Genomic DNA, 25821 nt, shown 5'->3' with positions numbered 1-25821 from the left:
CGCGCCGCAGCGGACCAAGAAAGGGGATGCCCGATGCCTGACACCTCGCACACGACCCGCGTCGCCACGCTCAAGGTCGGCGACCACGAGCTGGAGTTGCCGATCCTGTCGCCCACTGCCGGACCGGATTGCGTCGATATCCGCAATCTCTACGGCAAGACGGGGGTGTTCACCTACGACCCGTCCTACACCTCGACCGCCTCGTGCGAATCGACCATCACCTTCATCGACGGCGACAAGGGCGAGCTGCTCCACCGCGGCTACCCGATCGACCAGCTGGCCGAGAAGAGCCACTTCCTCGAGGTGTGCTACCTTCTGCTCTACGGCGACCTGCCCTCGGCCGAGCAGCTCGAGGATTTCGAGAATCGTGTGACCATGCACACGATGCTGCACGAGCAGATGCAGAACTTCTTCCGCGGGTTCCGGCGCGACGCGCACCCGATGGCGATCATGGTGGGTGTCGTGGGCGCGATGAGCGCGTTCTATCACGACTCGACCGACATCTCCGACCCGTGGCAGCGCGAGGTCGCCTCGATCCGGCTGATCGCGAAGATGCCGACCATCGCCGCGTGGGCGTTCAAGTATTCCATCGGCCAGCCCTTCGTCTATCCGCGCAACGATCTCGACTATGCGTCGAGCTTCCTGCGCATGTGCTTCGCGGTGCCGGCCGAGGATTACGTGGTCGACCCGATCCTCGCCCGCGCGATGGACCGGATCTTCACGCTGCACGCCGACCACGAGCAGAATGCCTCGACCTCCACGGTACGGCTCGCCTCGTCGTCTGGCGCCAACCCCTTCGCCTGCATCGCCGCCGGCATCGCCTGCCTCTGGGGGCCAGCCCATGGCGGCGCCAACCAGGCCTGCTTGGAGATGCTCAAGGAGATCGGCACGCCCGACCGCATCCCCGAATACATCGCCCGCGCCAAAGACAAGGACGACCCCTTCCGCCTGATGGGGTTCGGTCACCGCGTCTACAAGAACTTCGACCCGCGCGCGAAGGTGATGAAGCAGTCGGCCGACGAGGTGCTCGAGTTGATGGGGGTCGAGAACAACCCCACCCTCCAGGTCGCCAAGGAGCTGGAAGCGGCGGCGCTGGCCGACCCCTACTTCACCGAGAAAAAGCTCTTCCCCAACGTCGATTTCTACTCGGGCATCATCCTCGAGGCGATGGGCTTCCCCACCTCGATGTTCACCCCGATCTTCGCGGTCTCGCGCACGGTGGGCTGGATCAGCCAGTGGAAAGAGCAACTGTCCGACCCGACCATGCGCATCGGCCGGCCCCGGCAGCTTTATACCGGGGCGCCGAAGCGCGACTACGTCGACGTCGAGAACCGCTGAGGGTTTGCCGCAGCGGCCCGATGCCCCCGTCGCGCCCGGCCACATTTTGGCCGAGCGCGGCGGGCATCGGCAAGGCTCGGCCGATCGAGTGACACGGCGCCTCTTTCACTTTCATCCTGCGGTTGTGCCCCCTAGACTGCTTCGCGCGGGCGAGGCGCCCGGGCCGAGTGCAGGAGGCAGGCGTGGCCGTGGGATATCTTCTGTTCGGGCTGCTTGCGGGGTTGGCGGTCGCGCTCCTCACGGCGGAGGCGCTGTCGCTCGGCCCTGCCGGGATCGCGGCCATGGTCGTGCTGACCGGCAATGCCGCACTGCTCGTCGCCGCCCTGCTCCGGCTGGTTTGCCGGCGCGACCGCCTGACAGACCAGGGCAGCGGCGGCACCGGGCCCTCCGACTTTCGGCGTCCTGACCGATCGACCTAGCCAGATCTCGCGAGCATCGCCCGCGTTCACGCAGTGGTAAGACCTTTCGTGGTGGGGTGCATCCGTCATCGAAACGGAGTCGCGCCATGATCGTCGGATATCTCCTGCTGGGCTGGATCGGTGGGGCGACCGCCGCAGGGTTTCACCTCGCTGCCGGCGGGTCGATGCTGGGCGCCGCCGGCATCTTCGTGGGGGTCGGCAACATTGCGGTCATCGCCCTCGCGGCGCTGGCCGCTCTGCGCGCCATGCAGTCGGAGGCGCGCGCCACGGAGGCGGCGTTCACCGCGCCGCTGCCGGCCTTTCCCCGTCAGGGAGGCCAGGAACATCTCCGCCGGGCAGGCTGACACGGCCGCGCCCCCGCGGCGATAACGCCTCGGTCGCCTGCCGATCGCCAGGGGTTCCGGCCACGCCGCCCGAGCGTGCCTCGTCGGCTCAGCGCCCCTCGAAGCGGGCCTGCCGCTTCTCGAGAAACGCCAGGACGCCTTCGCGGAAGTCGCGCGTCTCGCCCAGTTCGCCCTGCAACTCGGCCTCGAGCAGAAGCTGCGCCTCGAAGTCGTTCGCCAGCCCCTGACGCAACGCGCGCTTGATGTTGCGGTAGGTCTGCGTCGGCCCGGTGGCAAGGTGCCGCGCCCGCGTCCACCACGCGTCGGCAAACGACGCCTCCGGCACAGCCTCCCAGATCATGCCCCATTCGGCCGCCTGTTTCGCCGTCACGGGCTCGGCGAAGAGCGCCGCGCCCATCGCCCGTGCGAAGCCCACCTGCCGGGGCAGCCAGTAGGTGCCGCCCGCATCCGGGATCAGACCGATCCGCGCGAAGGCCTGCAGGAAGACCGCCTCTTCGGAGGCCACCACCACATCGGCCGCGAGCGCAAGATTGGCGCCGGCGCCCGCCGCCGCCCCGTTGACGGCGGCGATCGTCGGGATGTCGCACTCTGCCACCGCCTTGACCATCGGCACGTATTCGTCGCGCAGCGTGCGCTCGAGGTCGGTCGCCGCGATCGACTTGCTGTCGCCGAGGTCTTGCCCCGAGCAGAAAGCACGGCCCCTGCCGGTAAGAACCAGCACCCGTGCTTCGCCCGGGGCCCGCCTGGCCGCGTCGGTGATCTCGGCGCGCATCTGGGTCGAGAGCGCATTCATGACGTCCGGCCGGTCGAGCGTGAGGATCGCCACGTCCTCGCGCACGGCGTAGCGGATGGTCTCGTAGATCATTCGGGCCTCGTCGGCTGGCTGGGGGCGTATCGCGCCATTCCCCTACCCGGCCCCCGTCCGCGGGCCAAGAACCTTCCGGCCGGTCGTTGCACGCATACCCTTCGGGACCGTCGTGCCCCGCTCACTCCTTCAGGAGGGCGTCGAGGCGGGCCTGCTCCTCGGCCGACAGGCCCTCTTCGGTGCGCGCGGGCGCCCGCCGGCGCGACCACACATATCCGCCGCCGATGCCGAGCGCCACGATGAGCATGGCAGGCCCCGCGACCCAGAGGATGATATTCGCACCTTCGGTCGTGGGCCGCAGCAGCGCGTATTCGCCGTAGCGCTCCACCACGAAGTCGATCACCTCGGCATCGCTGTCTCCCGCCACGAGGCGGTCGCGCACCATCAGGCGCATGTCGCGGGCGAGATCGGCGTTCGACTCGTCGATCGATTCGTTGCGGCACACCATGCAGCGGAGCTGCGACGAGAGCTCTCGCGCCCGCTCCTCGAGCGCGGGGTCGTCGAGCAATTCGTCCGGCGAGAGAGCACCGGCCGGGCTCGCCACACCTACCGCCAGGGCGAGCGCGAAGCAGACCCCACGCATCATTCGGCCGGCACTCCACCAGGTGCGGGGGCCGCCTTGCGCGCACCGGCCGCGACCCGGTAGCGCCGGTCGGACAGCGAGACCATCCCGCCGATCGCCATCACGATACAGCCCGCCCAGATCCAGTTCGCCAGCGGCTTGATGTAGGTGCGCACCGCCCAGCCCCCGTTCGCCTGAGGGTCTCCGATCACGATGTAGACGTCGCGCAGGATGCCGTTGTCGATCGCCGCCTCGGTGGTGGGCATGCCGGCCACCGGGTAGACACGCTTCTCCGGCTCGAGACGGGCGATCTGGCGGTCGCCGCGAAAGACATCGATGCTCGCCATCGTCGAGACGTAGTTCGGCCCCTCGACCTCGTTCACGGCGTTGAGGCGCACGTCGTATTCCCACGGACCGAAAGCCTCGACCGTGTAGCGCTCGCCCGGTTGCGCAACGCGGATGTCCTCGACCTGCCACTGCGTCAGCCCGGCGACGCCGAGCGCGGTGATCCCCAGGCCGGCATGGGCGATGGCCTTGCCCCAGTCGCCGCCCGGCAGCGCGCGCAGCCGTCGCAGCCGCTCGTCCGGCGTGCCCTTGCCGGCCCGGCTCCAGAGATCGACCACGGCCCCGCCGATCACCCAGAGCGCGAGGGTCATGCCGAGGGGGGCGAGCAGAGATTGCCCGGTCTGAATGGCCCATGTGAGCCCCCCGGCCGCCAGCGCCAGCGCCAGAACGCCCCAAAGCGGCTGCATGGCGCGGCCCAGTCGGGCGCGCTTCCACGGCATCATGGCGCCTACCGGCAACAGGATCATCAGCGCCACCATGAAGGGCGTGAACGCGGCGTCGAAGAACGGAGGGCCGACCGACAGCTTGCGGTCGAAGGCGAGCTCGGCCACCAGCGGCCAGATCGTGCCCACGAACACCACGAAGCACGAGACCGCCAGGAGGATATTGTTGGCCACCAGCGCACTCTCGCGGCTGAGCACGCCGAACACGCCCTTGGCCTCCATCGCGCTCGCCCGCGCGGCGTAGAGCGTCAGCGCGCCGCCCACGAACAGACCCGTGATGGCGAGGATGTAGACGCCCCGCTCGGGATCGTTGGCGAAGGCATGCACGGAGGTCAGCACGCCCGAGCGCACGATGAACGTGCCGATCAGCGAAAAGCCGAAGGCGAGGATGGCGAGCAGGATCGTCCAGTTCTTCAGCGCCTCGCGCTTCTCGACCACGATGGCGCAATGCAGCAGCGCGGCGGCGAGCAGCCAGGGCATGAACGAGGCGTTCTCGACAGGATCCCAGAACCAGAAGCCGCCCCAGCCGAGCTCGTAATAGGCCCACCACGAGCCGAGCGCGATCCCGATGGTCAGGAACAGCCACGCCGCCAGAGTCCACGGCCGCACCCAGCGGCCCCAGGCGGCGTCGACGCGACCCTCGATCAGCGCCGCCACGGCGAAGGAGAAGGCCATCGAGAGGCCGACATAGCCGAGGTAAAGGAACGGCGGGTGAAACGCGAGGCCCGGGTCCTGCAAGAGCGGGTTGAGATCCTGCCCGTCGAGGGGGGGCGATTCCAGCCGCAGGAACGGGTTCGAGGTGAACAGGATGAACGCGTAGAACGCCACGCCCACGCTCGCCTGCACCGCCAGCACGCGCGCGCGCAGCGTCGGCTTGAGGTTGCCGCCGAACCACGCGGCCGACGCGCCGAAGAGCGCGAGGATCAGCACCCAGAGGAGGAGCGAGCCCTCGTGGTTCCCCCACACGCCGGTGATCTTGTAGAGCATTGGCTTGGCCGAATGCGAGTTCAGCGTCACGAGCCTCAGCGAGAAGTCGGAGGTGACGAATGCCCATGTCAGCGCCGCGAAGGACACCGCGACAAGGATGAACTGCGCGGTCGCCGCCGGCTCGGCCACGGCCATCCACCCGGCCCACCGTCTCTGGGCGCCGATCAACGGCACGATCATCTGAACGAGCGCCACGCAGGCGGCGAGGATCAGGGCGAAATGTCCGAGTTCTGCGATCATGGACGGCAAGCTAGACCAGCCGCACCGCCCCGCCAATGGTCCGTGTGCCCGCCAAACGGTCGCAGCCGCCCGCTTTCCCGACAGGCGAGCCCCCCGTTGACGCGCTTGTGATCGCGGCCGCCCCACGCAGCCGTGCCGCGCCCCCGCTCCGTCGCAGCGGGGGCCAGCCCCCGCACCCCCGGGATATTGAGAGCAAGAAGAAGGCGCAGGCCCCTGGCAGGAGAAGCAGCCTCGCGTTGGAATCCCGCCCCGTCTTCTTCTTGCTCCAAGTATCCCGGGGGGAGTCGGCCGCATGGCCGACGGGGGGCTGGCCCCCCTCCGACGCCGGCGCCGCCCGCGTGCCGGCTCAGGCCGTGGGCGTTCCCTCTTCGCCTGCGCGGTGGCAGGCGACGCGGGCACCGCCGAGGGGGCGCAGCGCGGGGCGCTCCTGCCGACAGCGATCGACGGCGATGGGGCAGCGGGGGTGAAAGGCGCAGCCCGGCGGCGGCGAGATCGGGTCTGGAATCTCGCCCTTGGGCGGATCGATCTCGCGGCCGAAGGCGTCGAGCCGGGGGGCCGCCTCGAGCAGCATGCGGGTATAGGGGTGGCGCGGTATCTCGTTCAACTCGTCCGGTGCGGCCTCTTCCACCAGCCGGCCGAGATACAGCACGCCGACTCGATCGGCCATGTGACGCACGACAGTCAGGTCGTGGCTGATGAAGAGATAGGTCAGCCCGAACTCCTCCTTGAGGTCGGACATCAGGTTGAGCACCTGCGCCTGAACGCTCACGTCCAGCGCCGAGGTCGGCTCGTCGCAGACGATGAACCGCGGCTCGGACGCCAGCGCGCGGGCGATGCAGATGCGCTGACGCTGCCCGCCCGAGAACTCGTGCGGATACTTGTCGGCATCCTCGGCCGCGAGGCCCACCTGCTCGAGCAGCCGCTCGGCGAGCCCGGACGTGTCGCCGCCGCGTGCCGCGACCGGCTCGACGATGATCGCGCGGACCGTCCAGCGGGGATTGAGGCTGGCATAGGGGTCCTGGAAGATCATCTGGATGTCGGATCGCACGCGGCCGATCTTCGCTGCATCCGTCTCGCGCGCGAGGTCGATCCCGTTGATCTCGACAGACCCTTCGGAGGGTGAGAGCAGCCCGACCAGGATCTTGCCGATGGTCGACTTGCCCGAGCCAGACTCGCCCACCAGGGCGTAGGTCGTGCGCGCCGGGATGTCGAAGGAGACGTCGGACACCGCGGTCAGGTAGCGCAGGGGCAACCGCTCGATCACGCGGTTCAGCCAGGGGCGCGAGACATCGAACACCCGGCTGAGGTTGCGCACCGAGACGAGCGGCGCGGCCCCGGCCGGGGTCTCGCTGGTGGAACGGGGGGCGTCGTCGCGCATCAGGCTTCCCTCGCCCTTGGCAGATCGTGCTCGACCGGGAACCAGCAGGCCGCGCGTCCGCGGTCGGCGGCGAGCGTGGGGGGTGGATCCTGCCGGCAGGCATCCTGCGCGTTCGGGCAGCGCGGGTGGAAGGCGCAGCCCGTCGGCAGCGCGGTCAGCCGCGGCGTCGCGCCGGGGATCTGTCGCAGCCGCCGCTGGCCGCCGCCGGCGAGCGGCGTGGCGCCCATCAGCCCGTCGGTATAGGGGTGGCGGGGGCGGGTGACGACCTCGCGCACCGGGCCGAGCTCGGCCATGCGGCCGGCATACATCACCGCCACCCGGTCAGCGGCCTCGGCGATCACGCCCATGTCGTGCGTCACCAGCATCACCGCCGTTCCGCGGTCGCGGCAGAGCCGCTTGAGCAGCGCGATGATCTGCGCCTGCACGCTGACGTCGAGCGCCGTGGTCGGCTCGTCGGCCACCACCAGGTCGGGCTCGGCACACAGGGCGAGCGCGATCACCACGCGCTGCCGCATGCCGCCCGAGAACTCGTGCGGATAGCTGCCCGCGCGCTCGCGCGCAGCCGGGATGCCCACCTCCTCCAGCGCCGCAACGGCGCGGTTCCACGCCTCGGTGCTGGAGACGTCCATATGGGTGCGCACCGTCTCGGCGATCTGCTCGCCGATGGGCAGGAGCGGGTTGAGCGAGGTCAGCGGATCCTGGAAGATCATGCCGATCCGCCGACCCCGCACCCGGCGGAGTTTCTCGTAGGGCAGATTGTCGATCCGCTCGCTGCGCAGGCGCACCTCTCCGCCCGAGATGCGCGCGGGGCGGTCGAGCAGGCCGATCACGGCGTTGCCGGTCATCGACTTGCCGGCGCCGGATTCGCCGACGACACCGAGGATCTCGCCCTCGCCAATGTCGAAGCTGACACTGTCGACCGGCTTCAGCACGCCCCGTCGCGTCGGGATCTCCACGGTCAGGTCGCGCACCGACAGCACGGCCGGCCGGTTCGGGCGATCGCTCATGCTTGCCTCCTCAGCAGGTGCACGCCCCAGAGCACGACGAGCGCGAGCGTCAGCACGGGAATGGCGAAGATCACCCAGATGGGGGCGAGGTTCGAGCCGGCGAGGCCGCCCGCGACGGCGAAGACCACCACCGCGCCCATGACCCCGGCACATATCCGGGCGCCCGTCCGCAGCGGCTCGCGGCGGGCGAAAAGGCCGCCGACCTGCAACGCGAGGTAGACGAACGGCAGGGCCGTGAGCAAGGGGGAGATCGTATCACCCTCCATCGTCACGCTGCCAGGGCTGTCGCTGCCCGCCGGGCCCTACAGGCGATCACGCGACGTCGAGTCGCGGCGCGCACCGTCGCGCCCCGGGTCGTGCGGGGTGCACGGTCGGCTAGGGTTTCGGCAGCCCGCGAAGGGGGATGATCGCAGGCACCCTGGCCCGACCGAGGAGACCGCCCCATGTGCCTTTCCGCCGAAGCGCTCGCCCTCTTTCTCAACCTGCTCGCCCCCGAGACGGTGACCCGTGCGCCGGGCCTCATCACCGTCCATGCCGAAGCGGGCGACGTCGAATGGGTGGCCGACGGTGCGCGCTGGTGCACCGACGACAGGTAGCGCGCGACCGCCGGCGTCATTTGAGCCTCGGGTTCAGTGCGTCGCGCAGCCAGTCGCCGAGCAGGTTGACCGACAGCGCGAGGGCGAGCAGCGTCAGCGCGGGGAAGAACAGGATCCACCACTCGCCCGAAAACAGGAAGCCCTGCCCGATCCGGATCAGCGTGCCGAGCGAGGGCTGGGTCGGCGGCGCGCCCACCCCCAGAAACGACAGCGTCGCCTCGGCGATGATCGCGAGTGCCAGGCTGATCGTGGCGATCACCAGCACCGGCGAAAGCACGTTGGGCAGGATGTGGCGCACCATGATCGCGGGACCCGACCGGCCGATGAGGCGGGCGGCGGCCACGTATTCCTTGTTTTTTTCCACCAGCGTCGCGCCCCGCACCACGCGGGCGAACTGCACCCAGTCGCTCAGCCCGATGGCGAAGATCAGCACCCAGATCGCCATCTGGTCGCGGTATTCGATGGGGGTGATGCCCTTGGCGATGCCGAAGATCAGCATGGCCACGAGGATCGCCGGGAAGGTGAGCTGCACGTCGGCCACGCGCATGATCATCGTCTCGGTCCAGCCGCCGAACCAGCCCGCGAGCAGGCCCAGCGTGACGCCCAGCACCATGGCGAAGCAGACCGCCGCGAAGCCGACGAAAAGCGAGATTCGCAGGCCGAACAGGATGGTCGAGAAGACGTCGCGCCCCTGGTCGTCGGTGCCCAGCAGGAAGGTCTCGCCGGTAAAGGCGTTGGGCTCCATCGGGGGGGTGAAGCCGTTCATCAGGTTGAGCGTGCCGGGGTCGAACGGGTCGTGCGGGGCTATCCACGGTGCGAGGACGGCGCCGAGGACCAGCGTCATCATCACCACGAACGAGACGAGCGCCACCGGCGAGCGGCGAAACTTCCAGGCGAAGTCGGATTCCCAGGCGAGCTTGAGCCGGGTCGGGCGGCGCGGCGCGGCGCCGCGCCCCTCTGCGGGCAGGTCGGCCATGTCAGTGCGCCTTTCCGGTGTCGATCCGCAGCCGCGGGTCGATGGCGAAGTAGAGCAGGTCGACGATCAGGTTGATGCCGACGAACATCACCGAGATCAGCATCAGGTAGGCGGCCATCACGGGGATGTCGACGAACTGGATCGCGTTGATGAACAGCAGGCCCACGCCCGGCCACTGGAACACCGTCTCGGTGATGATGGCGAAGGCGATGATCGAGCCGAGTTGCAGGCCCGTCACCGTGATCACCGGCACCAGCGTGTTCTTCAAGGCGTGGCGGAAGTTGACCGCACGCTCGCGCAGGCCGCGGGCGCGCGCGAAACGGATGTAGTCCTGCCGCAGAACCTCCAGCATCTCGGACCGGACGAGCCGCATGATCAGGGTCATCTGGTAGAGGCCCAGCGTGATCGCGGGCAGGATCAGCGCCTTCAACCCGCTCTCGGTCAGCAGCCCCGTCGTCCACCAGCCGAGATCGACGACGTCGCCGCGGCCGAACGAGGGCAGCATGTCGAGTTCGACCGAGAACAGGTAGATCAGCAGGATGCCGATGAGAAACGTCGGCAGCGACACTCCGATCAGCGAGACGGTCATGATCGCGTTCGACAGCCAGCCGTCCCGCCGGATCGCCGTGAGCACGCCGAGGCCCACGCCCAGCGTGATCGCGAACAGGGCCGAGACGGCGGCGAGTTCCAGAGTCGCCGGCAGCCGCTCCGAGATGATCTCGGCCACCGGGCGGCCCTGGCGGTAGGAAATGCCGAAATCGCCCTGCACCGCGTTCTGCAGGAACTTCCAGTATTGCACCGGGAACGGCTGGTCGAGGCCGAGCTGGGTGCGCAGCCGCTCTATGTCGGCCTGCGTGCGCTCCTGCCCCAGCATGTTGTCGACCGGGTCGCCCACGAAGGTGAACATCGAGAAGGCCACGAGCCCCACGACGAGGAGCACGAGAACCGACTGGCCGACGCGGCGGATGATATAGGCAAGCATCTGGAGCATCCTGACGGGTGCGGACGGGTGGGTAAAGACGCGATGACCGCCACATACGCAAGGGCGACGCGCCCGTTCCGTCACGAAATCGTCACGTCGCCTGCCCGGTGGGCGCCACGGCCGGGCGCCGGCGAAACCTGACGCACCGGGCAGACATCATCGTGACGCGCCGCAAGACGGTGCCGTTTCGCGGCCCGGCCGTGAAGGTCGAGACCCCGCGCGCCGTGACCGCGCGGACGGCGCGCGCGGCCGATGCGGTGACGGCAGGGCGGCCCGGCTCGGTGGCCTGCGGCAAACCGGCGGGGCGGTCATGTGGATGACGAGACCGCCCCCCATGACGCCACGCGCCGGGCGCTCCGGCAGCGCCCGACCGACGCGCAAATTCCTTGAAGAAGGAATTTGCAAAAGCCTTGGCAAGGCTTTTGCGCGCCGAGCTGAAATCGTCAGTTCACCGTCACCCATCGCAGGATGAAGAAGTTGTCGGGCCGCTGCGTGAGCTCTACCGACTCCGCCGCTCCCCAGAGCAGCGGCTGGACATAGAGCGGCACATAGACATTGTCCTCGGCGATGATCCCGGCGACCTCGTCGATCATCGCCTGCCGCTCGGCATCGTCGATCTCGGACTGGATGCGCGGCAGCAGCGCGTCGATGCGCGCGTTGGAGTAGCCGCCGAAGTTCCACGTGCCCAGCCGGTCGGTCGGGGTGTGCACCAGGAAGCGGAGCGGATGCTCGTGGTCGAAGGTGCCGGGCGACCAGCCGAGCAGATACATGTCGAAATCGTCCTCGCGCAGGCGCGGCCAGTAGGTGCGCACCGGCATCGTCTCGAGCTCGGCTTCGAGGCCGACCTGCGCGAGCATCGACACGATCGCCTGGCACACCGCCTCGTCTTTGAGGTAACGGTCGTTGGGGCACTTGAAACCGAAGGCGAACCCGTCCGGGTATCCCGCCTCGGCCAGCAACGCGCGGGCCCGCTCGGGCGCATACTCGGGGCGCTCAACACCGGCCGAATAGCCGCGCATCGCCTCCGAGACGAGTTGCGACGCCGGCTCGGCGTTGCCGCGCATCGTCGTCTGCAGGATGGCGGGGACGTTGACGGCATGGGCCACCGCCTGCCGCACGCGGGGGTCGGCGAAGGGGTTGTCCATGCCCTCGTCGCCGTATGTCAGCGTGTCGGCGTCATGGGCGAAGCCCAGCATGATCACCCGCGCCTCGATCCCGCGGATCACCTTCACGCCCTCCTGCGCATCCAGCCGCTCGGCGTCCTGGATGGGCACGGGATTGATCATGTCCACGTCGCCCGACAGCAGCGCGGCGACCGCCGTGGCGGGGTTCTGGATCGGGGTGAAGACGCCGCGGGTGACGTTGTGCCCGGGCTCGCCCCACCAGCCTGCGAAGGGCTCCAGCACCGTCTCGAGGCCCGGCTCGCGGGAGACGAGGCGGAAGGCGCCGGTGCCGTTGGCCTGCAACGTCGCGGCGTTCTCCTCGTCCTTCGCGGGCCGCTCCGCGCCGACGTCGGCCGCCCAGCCCGCATCCATGATCATCCAGTTGGCGATGGAATCGGGGAAGATCGGGTTGGGCTCGGGCGTCAGCACGTCGACGGTGTATTGATCCACCTTCACCACGTCGGAGACGGGGGCGAACCACGAGGCGACGTCCGATTCCTCCGACGCGGCCCGCTCGTAGGAGAACACGACGTCGTCGGCGTCGAAGCTCTGCCCGCCGTGGAACGTCACCCCCTCGCGCAGGAAGAAGCGCCAGCCCTCGCCGTCGCCGATCGGCTCCCAGGAGGTGGCGAGCGCCGGCTCGACGGCCATGTCCCTGCCGCGGCGGACGAGCCCCTCGTAGACGTTGTTGAGAAAGCCGAGAACGGGCGTTGAGGACACCGCGTGCGGGTCCATCGTCTGCGGGTCGGTCTGGCCGGCCCAGCGGAATTCCTCGGCGGCGGCGGCGGCGGGCAGCGCGGCGAGGGCCGCGGCGGCGAGCACATGGCGTGTCATGCAGATCTCCCTTGTGATGACGGACACCGTCGCAGGACGCCGCCTTCCCTGCAATCGCGCACACACTTATGTGATTTTGCGATCAAGTCTCTGCGTGCGCACAAAAATCGGGATTTTCATTTGCAACGGCCGCGGCTCCCGCGGCCGCTGTCACGACAGGGCGCCGCCCGGGATGACAGGCGTTCCCCGCAGGCCCGGCCAACACGGACACTCGGTTTCCGACCTTGCCCGGCCTGACGGACCCGCCGTGAAACACGAAACGGGGCGCCGCCAGATGGCGACGCCCCGTCGATCCGTCCTTCGGGCCGCTTACGAGCGGGTGAAGGAGAAGTACTTGAACTTCGGCGAATCCTCGGGGTCGACGATCGTGTCGACATCGGCCCGGACGCCCCAGTTCAGCACCTGGTGGTGAATCGGAAGATACAGCCGGTCCTCCTGCACCTGCGCCCAGATCTCGGCGATCATCTCGTTGCGCGCGTCGAGATCGGTCTCGGAGGCCAGCGCCACGATCTTCTCGTCGAGCTCGGGTTTGGAGTAGCCGGTGTTGTTCCACGAGCCGCGCTCGTCGGTGCGGGTATGGACGAGGAAGTTGAAGATGTACTCGGAGTCGTAGGTCGGCACGCCCCAGCCCAGCATGTAGAAGTTCGTCTCGCCGTTCGAGATCAGCGGGAAGAACTGCGCCTTGGGCATCGCGTTGAGGTTCACGTCGACGCCGATCTGGGCGAACATGCCGACGGCCGCCTGGCAGATCGCCTCGTCGTTGACGTAGCGGTCGTTCGGGCAGTCGAGCTGGATCGAGAACCCGTCGCCGTAGCCGGCCTCTTCGAGCAGCGCCTTGGCCTGCTCGATGTCCGCCTCGGGATACTGGTCGAGCTCTTCCGTCCAGCCGTTGACGAACGGCGGCATGATCACCCCCGTGGGCTGCGACTGGTCGCGCATGACCACCTGCTGGATGGCGGGGCGGTTGAGCGCCATGTTGAGCGCCCGGCGCACATTGACGTCGGCCAGCGGGTTGGCCCCGTCGACGCTGTCGGTCTCGAGGTCGTCGGCGCCCTGGTTCATCCCGAAGAAGATCGTGCGGTTCTGCGGCGTGGTGCGCACGTCGAGGCCCTCGGACTCGCCCACCCGGCCGAGATCCTGCACCGGCACGTCCTGAATGAAGTCGACCTCGCCCGACAGCAGCGCCGCCACCCGCGTCGCGGCGTTCTGGATCGGCGTGTACTCGACGCGGGTCACCTCCATCGGGAACTCGCCGGCGCCCCAGTAGCTCTCGTTCATCTCGAGCACGGTGCGCACGTCGGGCTCGCGGCTGACGAGGCGGTAGGGGCCGGTGCCGTTGGCGTTGCGCGCGGCGAAGGTATCCTCGCCGCCCTCGTAGTCCTGCACCTCGACGGCGTTGTTCGCCTCGGCCCAGCCCCTGTCCATGATGAACAGGTTGGTGAAGTTGTTGGGCAGGATCGGGTTCCGCCCCTTGGTCTCGAACTCGACGGTGTAGTCGTCCACCGCGCGCACCTCGGCGATCGAGGACAGCAGCTCCTTCATGTCGCTGTCGGGCGTCATCGCGCGATTGAACGAGAACACCACGTCCTCGGCGGTGAAGTCGGCCCCGTCATGGAAGGTGACGCCCTCTCGGAGCTGGAACACCCACACGTTGGGATCGTCCTCGCTGGGGCCCCATTCGGTGGCCAGCGCGGGCACCATCGCGCCCGTCATGTCGCGCATCACCAGCGGCTCCATGATCTGGTGGGCGAGCGCGTGGGTCGGCCCCTCGTTCTGGGCGTGCGGGTCGAGCGTGAGCGAGTCGCCCGCCCGCGCCCAGCGCAGGGTCTCGGCAGAGGCGGCGCCTGCGACCAGCGCGAGCGCTGTGGCGCAGAGCAGGCTGTTGCGGAGGGTCATCGTGGTCTCCCTGTCTGATTATCGCCACAGCTAGCCACAATCCGCCCCTGCCGCTCAAGCCTTGCCGACGCGGAAGACGCGCGGAATACCGCCGCAGGGGGGGATGGTGCCGGCTTTCGCGGCACCGTGGTCAGGGTGAAAGCTGCGAGAGCCAGCCGCGCACGCGGGCTTCGTTCACGCCCATGTCGTCCTGCCCGAAGCGCAGCCGGGCGAAGATCACAAGGCGCGAGCCGCCCTCGGCGGGCACGGCTTCGACCGTGGTGAAATCGGGAAAGCCCCAAAGCGCGGAACGCGTGAGGTAGGTGATCCGCCCCTCCTCGACCGAGCCGGCGATGGCGCGCGTGCGGGGCGTGTCGCGGGCGATGGCGTCGAGCGCGGCGAGCGCCTCTCTCGGCGGCATCGCCAGCAGCGGGCCGTCGGCGTCGCCGCCCTCGGGATTCACCACGAAGCGGCCCGGCCCGGGTTCGGCCGAGGCCGGGTCGACATGCCACGCCGCCGGGTCGGTGGGCGCGAGCCGCACCCAGGCGGCGAAGCCCAATACGACCACGACGATGACGACGACGATCCAGACCAGCACGCGCATCCGCTCCCTCCCGGTTCCCGCAGCACCCTAGCCGGCGGGCGGCCGGGGGCAAGACGTGCCGCGCCCCTCAGCGCACCTGCCGGCGCGTCCAGCCCCAGAGGCAGATCAGCTCTGTCGCCACGTGGGCGCCTGCCACAGCGGTCGCGCCGGTCGTGTCATAGGGCGGCGCCACCTCCACCACGTCGCCGCCGGCCAGCGTGATCCCCGCGAGGTCGCGCAGGATCGCGGCCGCCTGCCACGAGGCCAGCCCCCCCCAGACCGGCGTGCCCGTGCCGGGGGCGAAGGCGGGGTCGAGCGCGTCGATGTCGAACGACAGATAGACGGGCGCGTCGCCCACCCGCTCCTTCACCTTCTTCGCCACGGCGGCGGGGCCGGATTCGTGCACCTGCCGCGCGTCGATCTGGGCGATGCCGAGGGTCGCGTCGTTGCTCGTGCGGATGCCCACCTGGATCGACCGCGCCGGGTCGATCAGCCCCTCGGCCACCGCCTTGCCGAACATCGTGCCATGGTCGATGCGGCCCGGGTCGTCGTCGGGCCAGGTGTCGGAATGGGCGTCGAACTGGACCAGCGCCAGCGGGCCGACCTTCGCCGCGTGGGCCCGCAGCGCAGGGTGCGCCACCGAATGGTCGCCGCCGAGCACGATGCAGCCCGCCCCCGCCGCAAGGATCGAGGCGACATGCGCCTCGGCCGCGGCCGGGAAGTCGGCGGGGCGCGCATAGTCGAACGCCATGTCGCCCGCGTCGACGATGGCGAACTCGGTCAGCGGGTCGTAGCCCCAGCCGTAGGGCGGGTCGAAGGGCTGAAGCGTCGACGCCTCGCGGATTGCCCGCGGCCCCAGTCGCGCGCCGGGCCGGTTCGTCACCGCCTGGTCGAAGGGCAGCCCCGTCACGGCGAGGTCGACGCCGCCGAAATCCTTGGTGTAGCGGCGACGCAGGAACGACGTCGCTCCGGCGAAGGCGTTCTCGTAGGCGAGACCGCGATCCCGCGTCGCGGTGAACGCGCGGTCGATGTCCTTGCCTGCGTCCTCGAGGGCCATGTGCGTCTCCCGTTCGTCGGCCGGCAGCGGAGCGCCGGCGAGGGGGGCCACTGCCCCGCGCCCTTCTGGTTCGTGTGTGGGTGAGGGTCAAAAGAATTCTGCCGCTCAACCGAGAGCTTCCTTGTCGCTTCGGAGCGTCTTGACGACGCAGCGATCGGTGCGGCCAGGCCGCCAGGCAGCCCCCCATGGCATCTACCCGCTGCAAGCGGGCCGCGCCCCGCCGACGGATGGACGGCACGCCCGGTCCGCGTCAGACTGCCCCGATGCAGACGGCCAGCACCGCCGAGGATACCGCGACGCCCCGCTGGGCCGTCGTTGCGACGGTGCGCGAGCCCGCCGCCCTCGTCGCGGCCTTCGCCGCCCATCACCTCGCCCTCGGCGCGGACGAGCTCTGGCTGTTCTTCGACGATCCCGAAGATCCCGCCGCCGATCTCGCCGAGGCGCTGCCCCGCACCCGTGTCGTCCGTTGCGACGACGCCTACTGGCGGGAACGGCGGGGCCGCGCCCGCCCCGCCCTGCAATCGCAGCGCCAGATGGCCAACGCCACCCTAGCCGGCAACCGCACCCGGGCCGACTGGATCCTGCACGTCGATGCCGACGAGCTCCTCTGGTGCGAGGGGCCGCTCGCGGACGAGCTCGCCCGGCTCGACGAGAGTCACGGCTGGCTCAAGATCCGCAACCTCGAGCGCGTGTGGCTGGGGGACGAGCGGGGGGCCTCGATCTTCGAGGGGGCGTTCCGCCGCCCGCTCCTGCCGGGCGACGCGCTCGAGGCGGGCGCGATCTACGGCGAGACGGCGCGCTTTATGCGGATGGGGTTCGCCGGCTACCCGGTGGGCAAGGCGCTGTCGCGCACCGGGCACGGCTACCGGCTGACCGTGCACCGCCCCGAGGCAGCGGGCGAGGCGCCGCCCTTCCGCGTCGCGCGCGCTGTCCACCTGCTGCATTTCGACGGGCTTACCCCGCGCCACTGGGCGGCCAAGACCCTGCGCTATGCCACCCACCCCGAGGCGCAACTCGACCGCCTGCTTCACGTCGAGAGGCGCGCGCAGGTGCGCCACGTCCGCGACCGTTGCGCCACGCTCGACGACATCCTCGCCTTCCACGCCCGCCTGTCGCGTCTGACGCCCGAGCAGGCGGAGACGCTGACGGCGGCGCGCAAGCTCTCGCGCCCGCGGGTCAACCCGGCCGTGCCGCTCGCCGCGCTGCTGCCCGGCGTCGCGGCCGGGCTCGCGCCGGCCGCCTTCGACGCGGCGCTCGGCGCGGAGTATGCCGCGCGCCTTGCGGAACGCGAACGCTGCGTCAGTCGTCGAGCCGATCGACCGTCGCCAGTGTCAGCGCGCCGAAGCCGTTGAACCGCGTCGCCGTCACGCCCGAATACGCACCCATGCCACGGAAGAGCACCGCGTCGTCTTCTTCCGTATCCTCGGGCAGCATCGGGTGGCCGGGCAACCGGTCGAGGCTGTCGCAGGTCGGCCCGAAGACGGTGCGCGGAACGGGAGCGCCCGTGCGCAACAGGCCCTCCGGGCTGCGCACCTCGATCCGGTCGGTCATCGGCATGCTGAGCATCTCGGCCAGGCCGCCATAGATCCCGTCGTCGAGGAAGACGTGATCGTCGCGCAGGGCGCGAACCCGCGTCATCAGCGTGCAGCACTCCGCCACCATGCCCCGCCCCGGTTCGCAGACGAGCGCCGGCCGCGCCGCCCCGAAGGCCGCCGTGGCGGCGCTGTCGATCGCCTCGAATATGGCGCCGAGATCGGGCGCCGCGGCCCTCATCCGGTGCGACGGGAAGCCGCCGCCGACATTGAGGCGCGCCGGCTCCGCCGCCGCCGCGCGGGCGATGGCGGCGGCCTCGGCGACGTAGGCGCGCCAGACCTCGGGGGGCGCGCATTGCGTGCCGGGGTGGAAGGTGAGCGAGGGCGTGTAACCGGCCTCGGCCACCGCGCGCAGGAGCTCGGCCGCCGCGGCGGGCTCGGCCCCGAACTTGGCGCCGAAATCGTAGGCCGCGCCCTTCACGGGCAGCTTGTAGCGCACCGTCAGCTCGGCGCCCGCCGGCACCCGCGCCACGAGACGGGCGAGCTCGCCCGCGCTGTCGAGGCTGAACGAGCGCACGCCGCGCGCCACGGCGCGCGCGATCTCGGCGCCCGAGCGCACCGGGTTGTTGTAGTGCAGCCCGGCGGTCGGCGCGACGGCACGCACGAGGTCGATCTCGGAGAGCGACGCCACGTCGAACGCCCCGATGCCCGCCGCGGCGAGATTTTCCAGCACCGCCGGCTCGGGGTTGGCCTTGACGGCATAGGTCACCTGGCCGGGAAAACCGTCGAGGAAGGTCTGCGCCGTCTCCCGCAGCATGGCCGGAGAGAAGCACAGGATCGGCGTTTCGGGGGCGCCGCGCCGCAACAGGTCGGCGGGGCTGTCGGGAAAGGGGCGGGCCTGGGTCATGGGCCTTCTGTCTCCTGCTCTCGGATACTGCTCGCAGGAGGAATCATGACCTGTCGCACGACGCGTTTCACCCGTCGATCCGGGCAAAATCGCGGAAATTGACGTCGGATCGACTGAAATATACGATGATCTGAATGGACGAGACCGACGAGGCGATCCTCGCGGCGCTGGCCGCCGACAGCTCCACCCCGACCGCCGAACTCGCACGCCGCCTCGGCCTCGCCCGCTCGACGGTGCAGGCCCGGATCGAGCGGCTTGAGCGCTCGGGCGTGATCGGCGGCTACACGATCCGCCTGGGCACCCGGGCGCGCCGCGGTCGGATCCGTGCCACGGTGCTGCTCTCGGTCGAGCCGCGCGCGGCGGCGCAGGTGCTGGCGCGCCTGAAGCCCATGACGGAGGTGGACAGCTGCCAGACCTCGACCGGCCGGGTCGACCTGATCCTGACGGTCGCGGCGGAGGATACCGAACGCCTCGACGCCGTGCTCGACCGGATCGGCGCCATCCCCGGCGTGACCGATACCGAGAGCCTGATCCACCTTGCCACCAAGTTCGACCGGCGGCTCTGACGGCGCCGTCGGAGGGGGGCGCCGCCCCCCGCCGCCTCCGGCGGCTCCCCCGGGAGTATTTGGACCAAGATGATGGGGCGAGCTCTGGCCTGCGCACGACCGGGAGCGGCCGGGGCGGTGCGCGACGGCGAAGCATGCGGCCCGGGCAAGCGGTCGGCCGTTCGAGGAGTGCGGTTCCTGCGCCCGGCAGACAGGCTGCGCGGCCCTTTTCCTGTCGGCGCGGCTGGGCTAGGAGACGCGCGCCGCCCCTCGCGGAGGGGCGCGCCAGCCAGAGAGGGATCGCCCGATGCCGATGGACAAGACGTTCGACGCCGCTTCGGCCGAAGAGCGGATCTACGCCGCCTGGGAACAGGCGAAAGCGTTCCGCGCCGGTGCCAACGCGAAGACGGGCGCGCCGCATTTCTCCGTTCTGATCCCGCCGCCGAACGTGACCGGCTCGCTGCACATGGGCCATGCCTTCAACAACACGTTGCAGGACATCCTCGTGCGCTGGCACCGGATGCGCGGCCACGACACCCTCTGGCAGCCCGGGACCGACCACGCCGGCATCGCCACGCAGATGGTGACCGAGCGCGAGATGGCCGCGAACGGCGAGCCCACGCGCGAGGAGATGGGGCGCGAGGCCTTTGTCGAGCGAGTCTGGCAGCAGAAGCACAAGAGCCGCGGCACCATCATCGGCCAGCTCAAGCGCCTCGGCGCGTCCTGCGACTGGGATCGCGAGGCCTTCACGATGGACGAGGGCTTTCATGCCGCGGTCATCAAGACGTTCTGCGATCTCTACGACCGCGGCATCATCTATCGCGGCAAGCGGCTGGTGAACTGGGACCCGCACTTCCGCTCGGCGATCTCGGACCTCGAGGTCGAGAACGTCGAGGTGCAGGGCCACATGTGGCACTTCAAGTACCCGCTGGCGGGGGGCGAGACCTACACCTATGTCGAGCGCGACGAGCACGGCCACGTCGTGCTGGAGGAGGAGCGCGACTACATCTCGATCGCCACGACCCGCCCCGAGACGATGCTGGGCGACGGCGCGGTGGCGGTGCACCCCTCCGACGAACGCTACGCGCCCATCGTCGGCAAGCTCTGCGAGATCCCCGTCGGCCCGAAGGACCAGCGGCGGCTCATCCCGATCATCACCGACGAGTATCCCGACCCCGATTTCGGCTCGGGCGCGGTGAAGATCACCGGCGCGCACGATTTCAACGACTACGCGGTGGCGCAGCGGAACGGCATCCCCCTCTATGTGCTGATGGCGCCGGACGCGACGATGCGCGCGGACGGCCTCTCCTACGAGGAGAGCGCCGAGATCGCCCGCGCCGTGGCGAACGGCGAGATGCGCGCCGACCGGGTCGACGTCGATGCCGTCAACCTGGTGCCGGAGGCGTATCGCGGGCTCGACCGGTTCGAGGCCCGCCGCCGTATCGTCGCCGACATCACCGAGGAGGGGCTGGCGGTGATGATGCCCGACGAGGAGGGGCACCCGCAGCCCTTCGTCGAGCAGAAGCCGATCATGCAGCCCTTCGGCGACCGCTCGAAGGTGGTGATCGAGCCGATGCTGACCGACCAGTGGTTCGTCGACGCCGAGCAGATCGTGGGGCCGGCCATCGACGCGGTGCGCAAGGGCGAGGTCGAGATCCTGCCCGAGCAGGACCGCAAGGTGTATTTCCACTGGCTGGAAAGCATCGAGCCCTGGACGATCAGCCGCCAGCTCTGGTGGGGGCACCGCATCCCCGTCTGGTACGGCTTCGATTTGCGGCTGGAGACCTTCCGCGACGACGAGGGCGACGGCGCGCTCGACGAGGTGGAGATGCTGCGCTTCCTGACCGCCGACAACCTCGTGCGCGGCACCGACCGGCACCACGCCGCGCCCGATTTCGACGCGGTGCGCCCGCAATTCGACGACGTGATCGCGGCCCTGCCCACGCCGCTCAACCACGCCCAGGTCGTCGAGGTGGCCGACCGGCACGAGGCGGCGCACATGCTCGCGGGCTCGCTGGCCCGCTACGAGACCGAGGATCGTGACCCCACCAAGATCGTCTATCCCGTCTGGCAGGATCCGGACGTGCTCGACACGTGGTTCTCCTCGGGCCTCTGGCCCATCGGCACGCTCGGCTGGCCGGAGGAGACGGAAGAGCTCAAGCGCTACTTCCCCACCTCCGTCCTCGTCACCGGGTTCGACATCATCTTCTTCTGGGTCGCCCGGATGATGATGATGCAATACGCGATGGTCGGCCAGCGCCCCTTCGACACCGTCTATGTCCACGCCCTCGTGCGCGACGAGAAGGGCAAGAAGATGTCGAAGAGCCTGGGCAACGTGCTCGACCCGATCGACCTGATCGACGAGTTCGGCGCCGACGCCGTGCGCTTCACCCTCGCCTCGATGGCGGCGATGGGGCGCGACCTGAAGCTGTCGAAGGACCGCATCCAGGGCTACCGCAACTTCGCCACCAAGATCTGGAACGCCGCCCGCTTCGCCGAGATGAACGGCGCGACGCGGGGCGACGTGGGCCCGGCCGAGGGCGTGCCGCAGGCCACAGCCCCTGTGAATCGCTGGATCCTCGCCGAGACGGGCCGCATCCGCGAGGAGGTCGACGCGGCGCTGGGGGCGTTCCGCTTCAACGACGCGGCGAACGGGGCCTACGCGTTCACCTGGCACAAGGTCTGCGACTGGTATGTCGAGTTCGCCAAGCCGCTCTTGCAGGGCGACGACGAGGCGCTCAAGGCCGAGACCCAGGCCGTGATGGCCTGGGTGATCGACCAGTGCCTGATCCTGCTGCACCCGTTCATGCCCTTCGTGACGGAGGAGCTGTGGGGCACGCTGGGGGCGCGTAACAAGATGCTCGTCCATGCCGACTGGCCGACCTACGCCGCCGTCGAGCTGGCCGATCCGGAGGCCGAGGCGGAAATGACCTGGGTGATCGCCCTGATCGAGGAGGTCCGCTCGGCCCGGGCGCAGATGCACGTGCCGGCCGGCATGCAGGTGCCGATGGTGCATACCGGGCTGGATGCCGAGGCGGCGCAGGCATGGGAGCGCAACGGCGCGCTGATCCGCCGCCTCGCCCGGATCGACAGCCTGGAGCAGGTGGCGGAAATGCCGAAGGGGGCGGTGGCGGTGCCGGTCCGCGGCGGCACCTTCGGGCTGCCGCTCGCCGAGATCATCGATATCGACGAAGAGCGGGCGCGGCTGGAAAAGACGCTCGCCAAGCTGGAAAAGGAGCTGGGCGGCCTGCGCGGCCGGCTGTCGAACCCCAAGTTCGTCGAAAGCGCACCCGACGACGTGGTGGAAGAGACGCGCGACAACCTCGCTGCGCGCGAGTCGGAGGCAGAGAAGATCCGCGCCGCGCTGGCCCGCCTCGCCGAGGTCGCCTGAGGCGCGCGCGCCCCGGAGCGCGGAGGGCCGGCGTCCCAGCTGGACACGGGATGACTCCGGGCTCGCGCGAGGACCTGCGCGTGATAGGGCTCGGAGGGAACCCGCTCCTTCAGGAGGGCCTCGGGGAAGCCGGCTCATCGCCTTGCCACCGTCGCCCTTTTCGCGGTCGTCGTCGTGGCGGGGCCTGCGGTTGCAAAGGTCAGCTACGTCGGCACCCCCCGGTGCCGGGCTGCCTGCGCAGGTCGACCCTTCTACCGCTTCGTCACCAAGCGTCGTTCCGCGTCCGCCCAACGTCCTGTCGGTCGGGGCCGGCGTGTCTGGCACGATGGCCCTCGCACAGCGCAGGAACCTCCTGACGCCGCGCCGCCTTGTGTCGGCAGCGTTGCGCAGGGGGGGCGTGACGGCCGGGCGTGCGGCGGCTCCCCTTCAGTGCGCCGCCCCGTTCAGCGCCGCCCAGTAGCGGCACGCCTCGGCCTCGGTCGGAACGGGATCGCCACAGCCGATCAGGCGGGAGCGGTAGGCCCTGACCGTGGCGAGGCTGACCGCTCCCGACCTGCGGTAGACCACGTAATCCGGCAGACCGTCGCGCAGGAGCTCGGTGATCAGCCGTCCCTTCGCCGTGGCGGGCTCGGCCAAGCGCGAGGCGGACGGGCGATTGACGGGCGGGCGGTCGACGGGCGGGCGGTGGGCGGGCGGGAGGTCGTCGTCGCCGACCTCGGCGAAGCGTGTTCCCGTGCCGATCCCCTCCCGTGCGAGCCGCGCGCGATACCACGCGATCGTGTCGGTCGAGAGATTTGCGCCCGGATGCGCCGCGAAGACACGGCGCAGCACGTCGCGGTCGGTCAGACCCTCGCGGATGGCCTGCTCCGCCGTGTCGCGCACATGTGCCATGACCCTACTCCTTCTGCGGGCGCCCTCGCGCGAGTCTTGCCCGCCATCGTGGCAGCTCTCGGGCGGGGATCGCGCGAAATCGCGACCATGCAAGAGGTTGGCCGGCACCTTGAAGGTGCCACCGGCCGGTGAACGCCGGGTTGACGGGACGCTGTGTCGATGCGGTCACGTCCGGTCGACCATGGACACGGTCTGCAAGGCCCTCGACGACCCGGACCGCTGCGCCATCCTCGAGGCGCGGCGGGGCCGGGACAGGCAGACGCTGACAGAGATCGAAGTCCAGCTCGACCTGACCGGGAAGACGTCGGCACACCCGACCGGCGCCACCCGCAAATTCCTTGAAGAAGGAATTTGCAAAATCCTTTGCGAAGGATTTTGTGCCGCGCTCGGTTGACAGGGGCGCGCCCCTCCCGCACTTGGCCACCCACCCGCAACCGGGCGCACGCGTAGGCGCCGAACCGACGAGGACAGCCGAGATGGCCGACACCCCCTCCCCCGCGATCACCCTCACCCTGCCCGACGGCGCGACCCGCGAGGCGCCCGCCGGGATCACGGCCGGGCAGGTGGCCGAGAAGATCTCCACTTCGCTTGCCAAGAAAGCGATCAGCGCCACCGTGAACGGGCGCCACTGGGATCTGCAATGGCCCATCGAGGCCGACGCCGAGATCGCCATCCACACCATGAAGGACGACGCCCAGGCGCTCGAACTCATCCGCCACGACCTCGCCCATGTCATGGCCCGCGCGGTGCAGGAGATCTGGCCCGACGTGCGCGTCACGATCGGCCCCGTCATCGAGCATGGCTGGTACTACGATTTCGACCGCGCCGAGCCCTTCACCCCCGACGATCTCGGGCAGATCGAGGCGAAGATGCGCGAGATCATCGCGCGGGCCGACCCCGTCACCACCGAGGTCTGGGACCGCGACCGCGCGATCCGCTACTACGAGGCGAACAACGAGCCCTACAAGGTCGAGCTGGTGCAGGCGATCCCAGAGGGCGAGCCGATCCGCATGTACTGGCACGGCCACTGGCAGGATCTCTGCCGCGGCCCGCACCTCCGGCACACCGGGCAGCTGCCCGCCGACGCCTTCAAGCTGATGAAGGTCGCCGGCGCCTACTGGCGGGGCGACTCGAGCCGCCCGATGCTCCAGCGCATCTATGGCGTGGGCTTCCGGACGAAGCAGGACCTCAAGAACTACCTCCACTTCCTCGAAGAGGCCGAGAAGCGCGACCACCGCCGGCTGGGACGCGAGATGGAGCTCTTCCACTTCCAGGAAGAGGCGCCCGGCATGGTCTTCTGGCACCCCGACGGCTGGACGATCTACCGCGAGCTCGAGGCCTACATGCGCCGTCGCCTCGACCGGGCGGGCTACCGCGAAATCCGCACGCCCCAGGTGGTCGACCGCAAGCTGTGGGAGGCCAGCGGCCACTGGGACAAGTACCGCGAGAACATGTACATCACCGAGATCGACGAGGAGCACGCCAACGAGAAGCGGATCAACGCGCTCAAGCCGATGAACTGCCCCTGCCACGTGCAGGTCTACAACACCGGCATCAAGTCCTACCGCGACCTGCCCCTTCGCCTCGCCGAGTTCGGCTCCTGCCACCGCTACGAGGCCCACGGCGCGCTGCACGGCCTGATGCGGGTGCGTGGCTTCACCCAGGACGACGCGCACATCTTCTGCACCGAGGACCAGATCGAGCAGGAATGCGCCGCCTTCATCGACCTGCTATCGGGGGTCTATTCCGATCTCGGCTTCCCCTCCTTCGACATCAAGTTCTCCACGAGGCCGGAGACCCGCGTCGGCTCGGACGCGGTGTGGGACAAGGCCGAGAGCGCGCTCGAAAAGGCCATCCTCTCGGTCCGCAACGACTACGAGCTCGACCCGGGCGAGGGCGCCTTCTACGGCCCGAAGCTCGACTTCAAGCTGACCGACGCGATCGGCCGCGAATGGCAGTGCGGCACCTTCCAGGCCGATTTCAACCTGCCCGAGCGGCTGGATGCCACCTATATCGGCGCCGACGGCGAAAAGCACCGCCCCGTCATGCTTCACCGCGCGATCCTCGGCAGCTTCGAGCGGTTCCTCGGCATCCTGATCGAGAACTACTCGGGCCGCCTGCCCTACTGGCTCGCGCCCCGCCAGGTCGTCGTCGCCTCCATCGTGTCCGACGCCGACGACTACGTGCATCAGGCAGTGGCCGAGCTGCGCGCGGCGGGCCTGCGGGCCGAGGCCGACACCCGCAACGAGAAGATCAACTACAAGGTGCGCGAGCACTCGGTGTCGAAAGTTCCCGTGATCCTCGCCATCGGTCAGCGCGAGGTGAACGACCGCACCGCCACGGTTCGCCGGCTCGGCGAGAAGCAGACGTATTCTGCATCGCTCAACGAGATCGTGTCCCGCCTCGCCGAGGAGGCGACGCCCCCCGACCTGCGCTAGGATGCGGACTCATAATGCCTGGCCCAGAGCCTGGAGCAGGCAATCAGGACCGCGGCGAGGTAGTTGGTGGCCGACTTCTCGTAGCGGGTCGCGATCTTTCGGAAATGCTTGAGCTTGTTGAAG

Annotated in this window: 23 protein-coding genes and 1 pseudogene; 9 read left to right on the top strand and 15 right to left on the bottom strand. The window is 69.6% G+C overall.

All coding sequences use genetic code 11. From position 1 onward, the window contains the following. Positions 1-33: 33 nt before the first annotated feature. The 3 genes from gltA (at position 34) to DLJ49_RS09870 (ending at position 2101) form a co-directional block, all read left to right on the top strand. Positions 34-1338: a citrate synthase gene (gltA, locus tag DLJ49_RS09880; RefSeq protein ID WP_115393386.1), complete on the top strand. Its 1305-nt coding sequence runs from the start codon at positions 34-36 to the stop codon at positions 1336-1338. Between the two features lie 182 nt (positions 1339-1520). Further along, the gene (locus DLJ49_RS09875; RefSeq protein ID WP_115393385.1) at positions 1521-1757 is read left to right on the top strand and encodes a hypothetical protein; all 237 of its coding nucleotides are present in this window, start codon (positions 1521-1523) and stop codon (positions 1755-1757) included. A gap of 86 nt (positions 1758-1843) precedes the next feature. Beyond that, positions 1844-2101 (top strand): hypothetical protein, encoded by a 258-nt coding sequence (locus tag DLJ49_RS09870; RefSeq protein ID WP_115393384.1) that lies wholly within the window; start codon positions 1844-1846, stop codon positions 2099-2101. 88 nt (positions 2102-2189) lie between these two features. On the opposite strand, the gene DLJ49_RS09865 is transcribed toward DLJ49_RS09870, so the two are convergent. From DLJ49_RS09865 to DLJ49_RS09840, 6 genes are all read right to left on the bottom strand, one after another. Further along, positions 2190-2966, bottom strand: coding sequence for an enoyl-CoA hydratase-related protein (locus DLJ49_RS09865; protein WP_115393383.1), 777 nt, complete (start codon positions 2964-2966; stop codon positions 2190-2192). 121 nt (positions 2967-3087) lie between these two features. Then, positions 3088-3549 carry a cytochrome c-type biogenesis protein gene (locus tag DLJ49_RS09860; RefSeq protein WP_115393486.1) on the bottom strand — a complete coding sequence of 154 codons (462 nt, stop codon included), beginning with the start codon at positions 3547-3549 and terminating at the stop codon, positions 3088-3090. Further along, a complete protein-coding gene (locus DLJ49_RS09855) occupies positions 3549-5543 on the bottom strand; it encodes a heme lyase CcmF/NrfE family subunit (RefSeq protein WP_115393382.1) in 1995 nt (664 codons plus the stop codon). The genes DLJ49_RS09860 and DLJ49_RS09855 overlap by 1 nt, the downstream gene beginning before the upstream one ends. A gap of 346 nt (positions 5544-5889) precedes the next feature. Then, complete coding sequence (locus DLJ49_RS09850) at positions 5890-6921, bottom strand: ABC transporter ATP-binding protein (protein WP_115393381.1); 1032 nt, start codon at positions 6919-6921, stop codon at positions 5890-5892. Further along, a complete protein-coding gene (locus DLJ49_RS09845) occupies positions 6921-7928 on the bottom strand; it encodes an ABC transporter ATP-binding protein (RefSeq protein ID WP_115393380.1) in 1008 nt (335 codons plus the stop codon). Before DLJ49_RS09845 ends, DLJ49_RS09850 begins: the two co-directional genes overlap by 1 nt. Then, a complete protein-coding gene (locus DLJ49_RS09840) occupies positions 7925-8194 on the bottom strand; it encodes a hypothetical protein (protein WP_147277296.1) in 270 nt (89 codons plus the stop codon). Before DLJ49_RS09840 ends, DLJ49_RS09845 begins: the two co-directional genes overlap by 4 nt. A 177-nt stretch (positions 8195-8371) precedes the next feature. On the opposite strand from DLJ49_RS09840, the gene DLJ49_RS22065 reads away from it, so the two are divergent. Next, entirely contained in the window at positions 8372-8524 is a 153-nt protein-coding gene (locus DLJ49_RS22065) for a hypothetical protein (protein WP_199533339.1), read from the top strand. 16 nt (positions 8525-8540) lie between these two features. Here the strand turns inward: DLJ49_RS22065 and DLJ49_RS09835 are convergent, their stop codons facing one another. The 6 genes from DLJ49_RS09835 to speB form a co-directional block, all read right to left on the bottom strand. Further along, positions 8541-9500 (bottom strand): ABC transporter permease, encoded by a 960-nt coding sequence (locus DLJ49_RS09835; protein WP_115393378.1) that lies wholly within the window; start codon positions 9498-9500, stop codon positions 8541-8543. Position 9501: 1 nt separating this feature from the next. Beyond that, a complete protein-coding gene (locus DLJ49_RS09830) occupies positions 9502-10482 on the bottom strand; it encodes an ABC transporter permease (RefSeq protein WP_115393377.1) in 981 nt (326 codons plus the stop codon). Positions 10483-10925: 443 nt separating this feature from the next. Next, positions 10926-12479, bottom strand: coding sequence for an ABC transporter substrate-binding protein (locus DLJ49_RS09820; protein ID WP_115393375.1), 1554 nt, complete (start codon positions 12477-12479; stop codon positions 10926-10928). 309 nt (positions 12480-12788) lie between these two features. After that, positions 12789-14375 carry an ABC transporter substrate-binding protein gene (locus DLJ49_RS09815; protein ID WP_115393374.1) on the bottom strand — a complete coding sequence of 529 codons (1587 nt, stop codon included), beginning with the start codon at positions 14373-14375 and terminating at the stop codon, positions 12789-12791. 130 nt (positions 14376-14505) lie between these two features. Then, entirely contained in the window at positions 14506-14958 is a 453-nt protein-coding gene (locus DLJ49_RS09810) for a DUF1499 domain-containing protein (protein ID WP_115393373.1), read from the bottom strand. A 67-nt stretch (positions 14959-15025) separates the two neighbouring features. Further along, positions 15026-15994, bottom strand: a complete 969-nt coding sequence (gene speB / locus DLJ49_RS09805; RefSeq protein WP_115393372.1) for an agmatinase — start codon at positions 15992-15994, stop codon at positions 15026-15028. A gap of 263 nt (positions 15995-16257) precedes the next feature. Here speB and DLJ49_RS09800 point away from each other — a divergent pair, with 263 nt between their 5' ends. Then, positions 16258-17346, top strand: coding sequence for a glycosyltransferase family 2 protein (locus tag DLJ49_RS09800; protein WP_158547442.1), 1089 nt, complete (start codon positions 16258-16260; stop codon positions 17344-17346). Here DLJ49_RS09800 and DLJ49_RS09795 read toward each other — a convergent pair. Further along, positions 17294-18433, bottom strand: a complete 1140-nt coding sequence (locus DLJ49_RS09795) for a type III PLP-dependent enzyme domain-containing protein (RefSeq protein WP_115393370.1) — start codon at positions 18431-18433, stop codon at positions 17294-17296. The two genes, DLJ49_RS09800 and DLJ49_RS09795, sit on opposite strands and share 53 nt — an antisense overlap. A 134-nt stretch (positions 18434-18567) precedes the next feature. On the opposite strand from DLJ49_RS09795, the gene DLJ49_RS09790 reads away from it, so the two are divergent. Further along, entirely contained in the window at positions 18568-18999 is a 432-nt protein-coding gene (locus tag DLJ49_RS09790; RefSeq protein WP_115393369.1) for an Lrp/AsnC family transcriptional regulator, read from the top strand. 286 nt (positions 19000-19285) lie between these two features. Next, the gene (locus tag DLJ49_RS09785; RefSeq protein WP_115393368.1) at positions 19286-22369 is read left to right on the top strand and encodes a valine--tRNA ligase; all 3084 of its coding nucleotides are present in this window, start codon (positions 19286-19288) and stop codon (positions 22367-22369) included. Positions 22370-22795: 426 nt separating this feature from the next. On the opposite strand, the gene DLJ49_RS09780 is transcribed toward DLJ49_RS09785, so the two are convergent. Beyond that, the gene (locus tag DLJ49_RS09780; RefSeq protein ID WP_115393367.1) at positions 22796-23260 is read right to left on the bottom strand and encodes a hypothetical protein; all 465 of its coding nucleotides are present in this window, start codon (positions 23258-23260) and stop codon (positions 22796-22798) included. A 181-nt stretch (positions 23261-23441) separates the two neighbouring features. Between DLJ49_RS09780 and DLJ49_RS09775 the strand changes: the two genes are divergently transcribed. Further along, positions 23442-23654, top strand: coding sequence for a helix-turn-helix domain-containing protein (locus tag DLJ49_RS09775; protein WP_115393366.1), 213 nt, complete (start codon positions 23442-23444; stop codon positions 23652-23654). An 82-nt stretch (positions 23655-23736) separates the two neighbouring features. After that, a complete protein-coding gene (gene thrS, locus DLJ49_RS09770) occupies positions 23737-25698 on the top strand; it encodes a threonine--tRNA ligase (protein ID WP_115393365.1) in 1962 nt (653 codons plus the stop codon). Here the strand turns inward: thrS and DLJ49_RS22420 are convergent. After that, positions 25695-25821 (bottom strand): annotated as a pseudogene (locus DLJ49_RS22420) (IS5/IS1182 family transposase); the annotation flags it as partial. The gene thrS and the pseudogene DLJ49_RS22420 overlap by 4 nt on opposite strands.

Origin of the sequence: Rhodovulum sp. 12E13, from assembly GCF_003340565.1 — a bacterium.
Classification (GTDB): Bacteria; Pseudomonadota; Alphaproteobacteria; order Rhodobacterales; family Rhodobacteraceae; genus HLUCCA09.
Note: the sequence above shows the minus strand (reverse complement) of the source record. Positions and strands in the feature narration are given on the sequence as shown.

Bases quoted from the DNA above. Each gene is read 5' to 3' on its own strand.
- DLJ49_RS09775 (WP_115393366.1), top strand. From the start codon at position 23,442: ATGGACACGGTCTGCAAGGCCCTCGACGACCCGGACCGCTGCGCCATC.
- DLJ49_RS09790 (WP_115393369.1), top strand. From the start codon at position 18,568: ATGGACGAGACCGACGAGGCGATCCTCGCGGCGCTGGCCGCCGACAGC.
- DLJ49_RS09785 (WP_115393368.1), top strand. From the start codon at position 19,286: ATGCCGATGGACAAGACGTTCGACGCCGCTTCGGCCGAAGAGCGGATC.
- DLJ49_RS09835 (WP_115393378.1), bottom strand. From the start codon at position 9,500: ATGGCCGACCTGCCCGCAGAGGGGCGCGGCGCCGCGCCGCGCCGCCCG.
- DLJ49_RS09780 (WP_115393367.1), bottom strand. From the start codon at position 23,260: ATGGCACATGTGCGCGACACGGCGGAGCAGGCCATCCGCGAGGGTCTG.
- DLJ49_RS22065 (WP_199533339.1), top strand. From the start codon at position 8,372: ATGTGCCTTTCCGCCGAAGCGCTCGCCCTCTTTCTCAACCTGCTCGCC.
- thrS (WP_115393365.1), top strand. From the start codon at position 23,737: ATGGCCGACACCCCCTCCCCCGCGATCACCCTCACCCTGCCCGACGGC.
- DLJ49_RS09830 (WP_115393377.1), bottom strand. From the start codon at position 10,482: ATGCTTGCCTATATCATCCGCCGCGTCGGCCAGTCGGTTCTCGTGCTC.
- DLJ49_RS09810 (WP_115393373.1), bottom strand. From the start codon at position 14,958: ATGCGCGTGCTGGTCTGGATCGTCGTCGTCATCGTCGTGGTCGTATTG.
- DLJ49_RS09840 (WP_147277296.1), bottom strand. From the start codon at position 8,194: ATGGAGGGTGATACGATCTCCCCCTTGCTCACGGCCCTGCCGTTCGTC.
- DLJ49_RS09850 (WP_115393381.1), bottom strand. From the start codon at position 6,921: ATGCGCGACGACGCCCCCCGTTCCACCAGCGAGACCCCGGCCGGGGCC.
- DLJ49_RS09795 (WP_115393370.1), bottom strand. From the start codon at position 18,433: ATGACCCAGGCCCGCCCCTTTCCCGACAGCCCCGCCGACCTGTTGCGG.
- speB (WP_115393372.1), bottom strand. From the start codon at position 15,994: ATGGCCCTCGAGGACGCAGGCAAGGACATCGACCGCGCGTTCACCGCG.
- DLJ49_RS09855 (WP_115393382.1), bottom strand. From the start codon at position 5,543: ATGATCGCAGAACTCGGACATTTCGCCCTGATCCTCGCCGCCTGCGTG.
- DLJ49_RS09815 (WP_115393374.1), bottom strand. From the start codon at position 14,375: ATGACCCTCCGCAACAGCCTGCTCTGCGCCACAGCGCTCGCGCTGGTC.
- DLJ49_RS09845 (WP_115393380.1), bottom strand. From the start codon at position 7,928: ATGAGCGATCGCCCGAACCGGCCGGCCGTGCTGTCGGTGCGCGACCTG.
- DLJ49_RS09870 (WP_115393384.1), top strand. From the start codon at position 1,844: ATGATCGTCGGATATCTCCTGCTGGGCTGGATCGGTGGGGCGACCGCC.
- DLJ49_RS09860 (WP_115393486.1), bottom strand. From the start codon at position 3,549: ATGCGTGGGGTCTGCTTCGCGCTCGCCCTGGCGGTAGGTGTGGCGAGC.
- gltA (WP_115393386.1), top strand. From the start codon at position 34: ATGCCTGACACCTCGCACACGACCCGCGTCGCCACGCTCAAGGTCGGC.
- DLJ49_RS09820 (WP_115393375.1), bottom strand. From the start codon at position 12,479: ATGACACGCCATGTGCTCGCCGCCGCGGCCCTCGCCGCGCTGCCCGCC.
- DLJ49_RS09865 (WP_115393383.1), bottom strand. From the start codon at position 2,966: ATGATCTACGAGACCATCCGCTACGCCGTGCGCGAGGACGTGGCGATC.
- DLJ49_RS09800 (WP_158547442.1), top strand. From the start codon at position 16,258: ATGCAGACGGCCAGCACCGCCGAGGATACCGCGACGCCCCGCTGGGCC.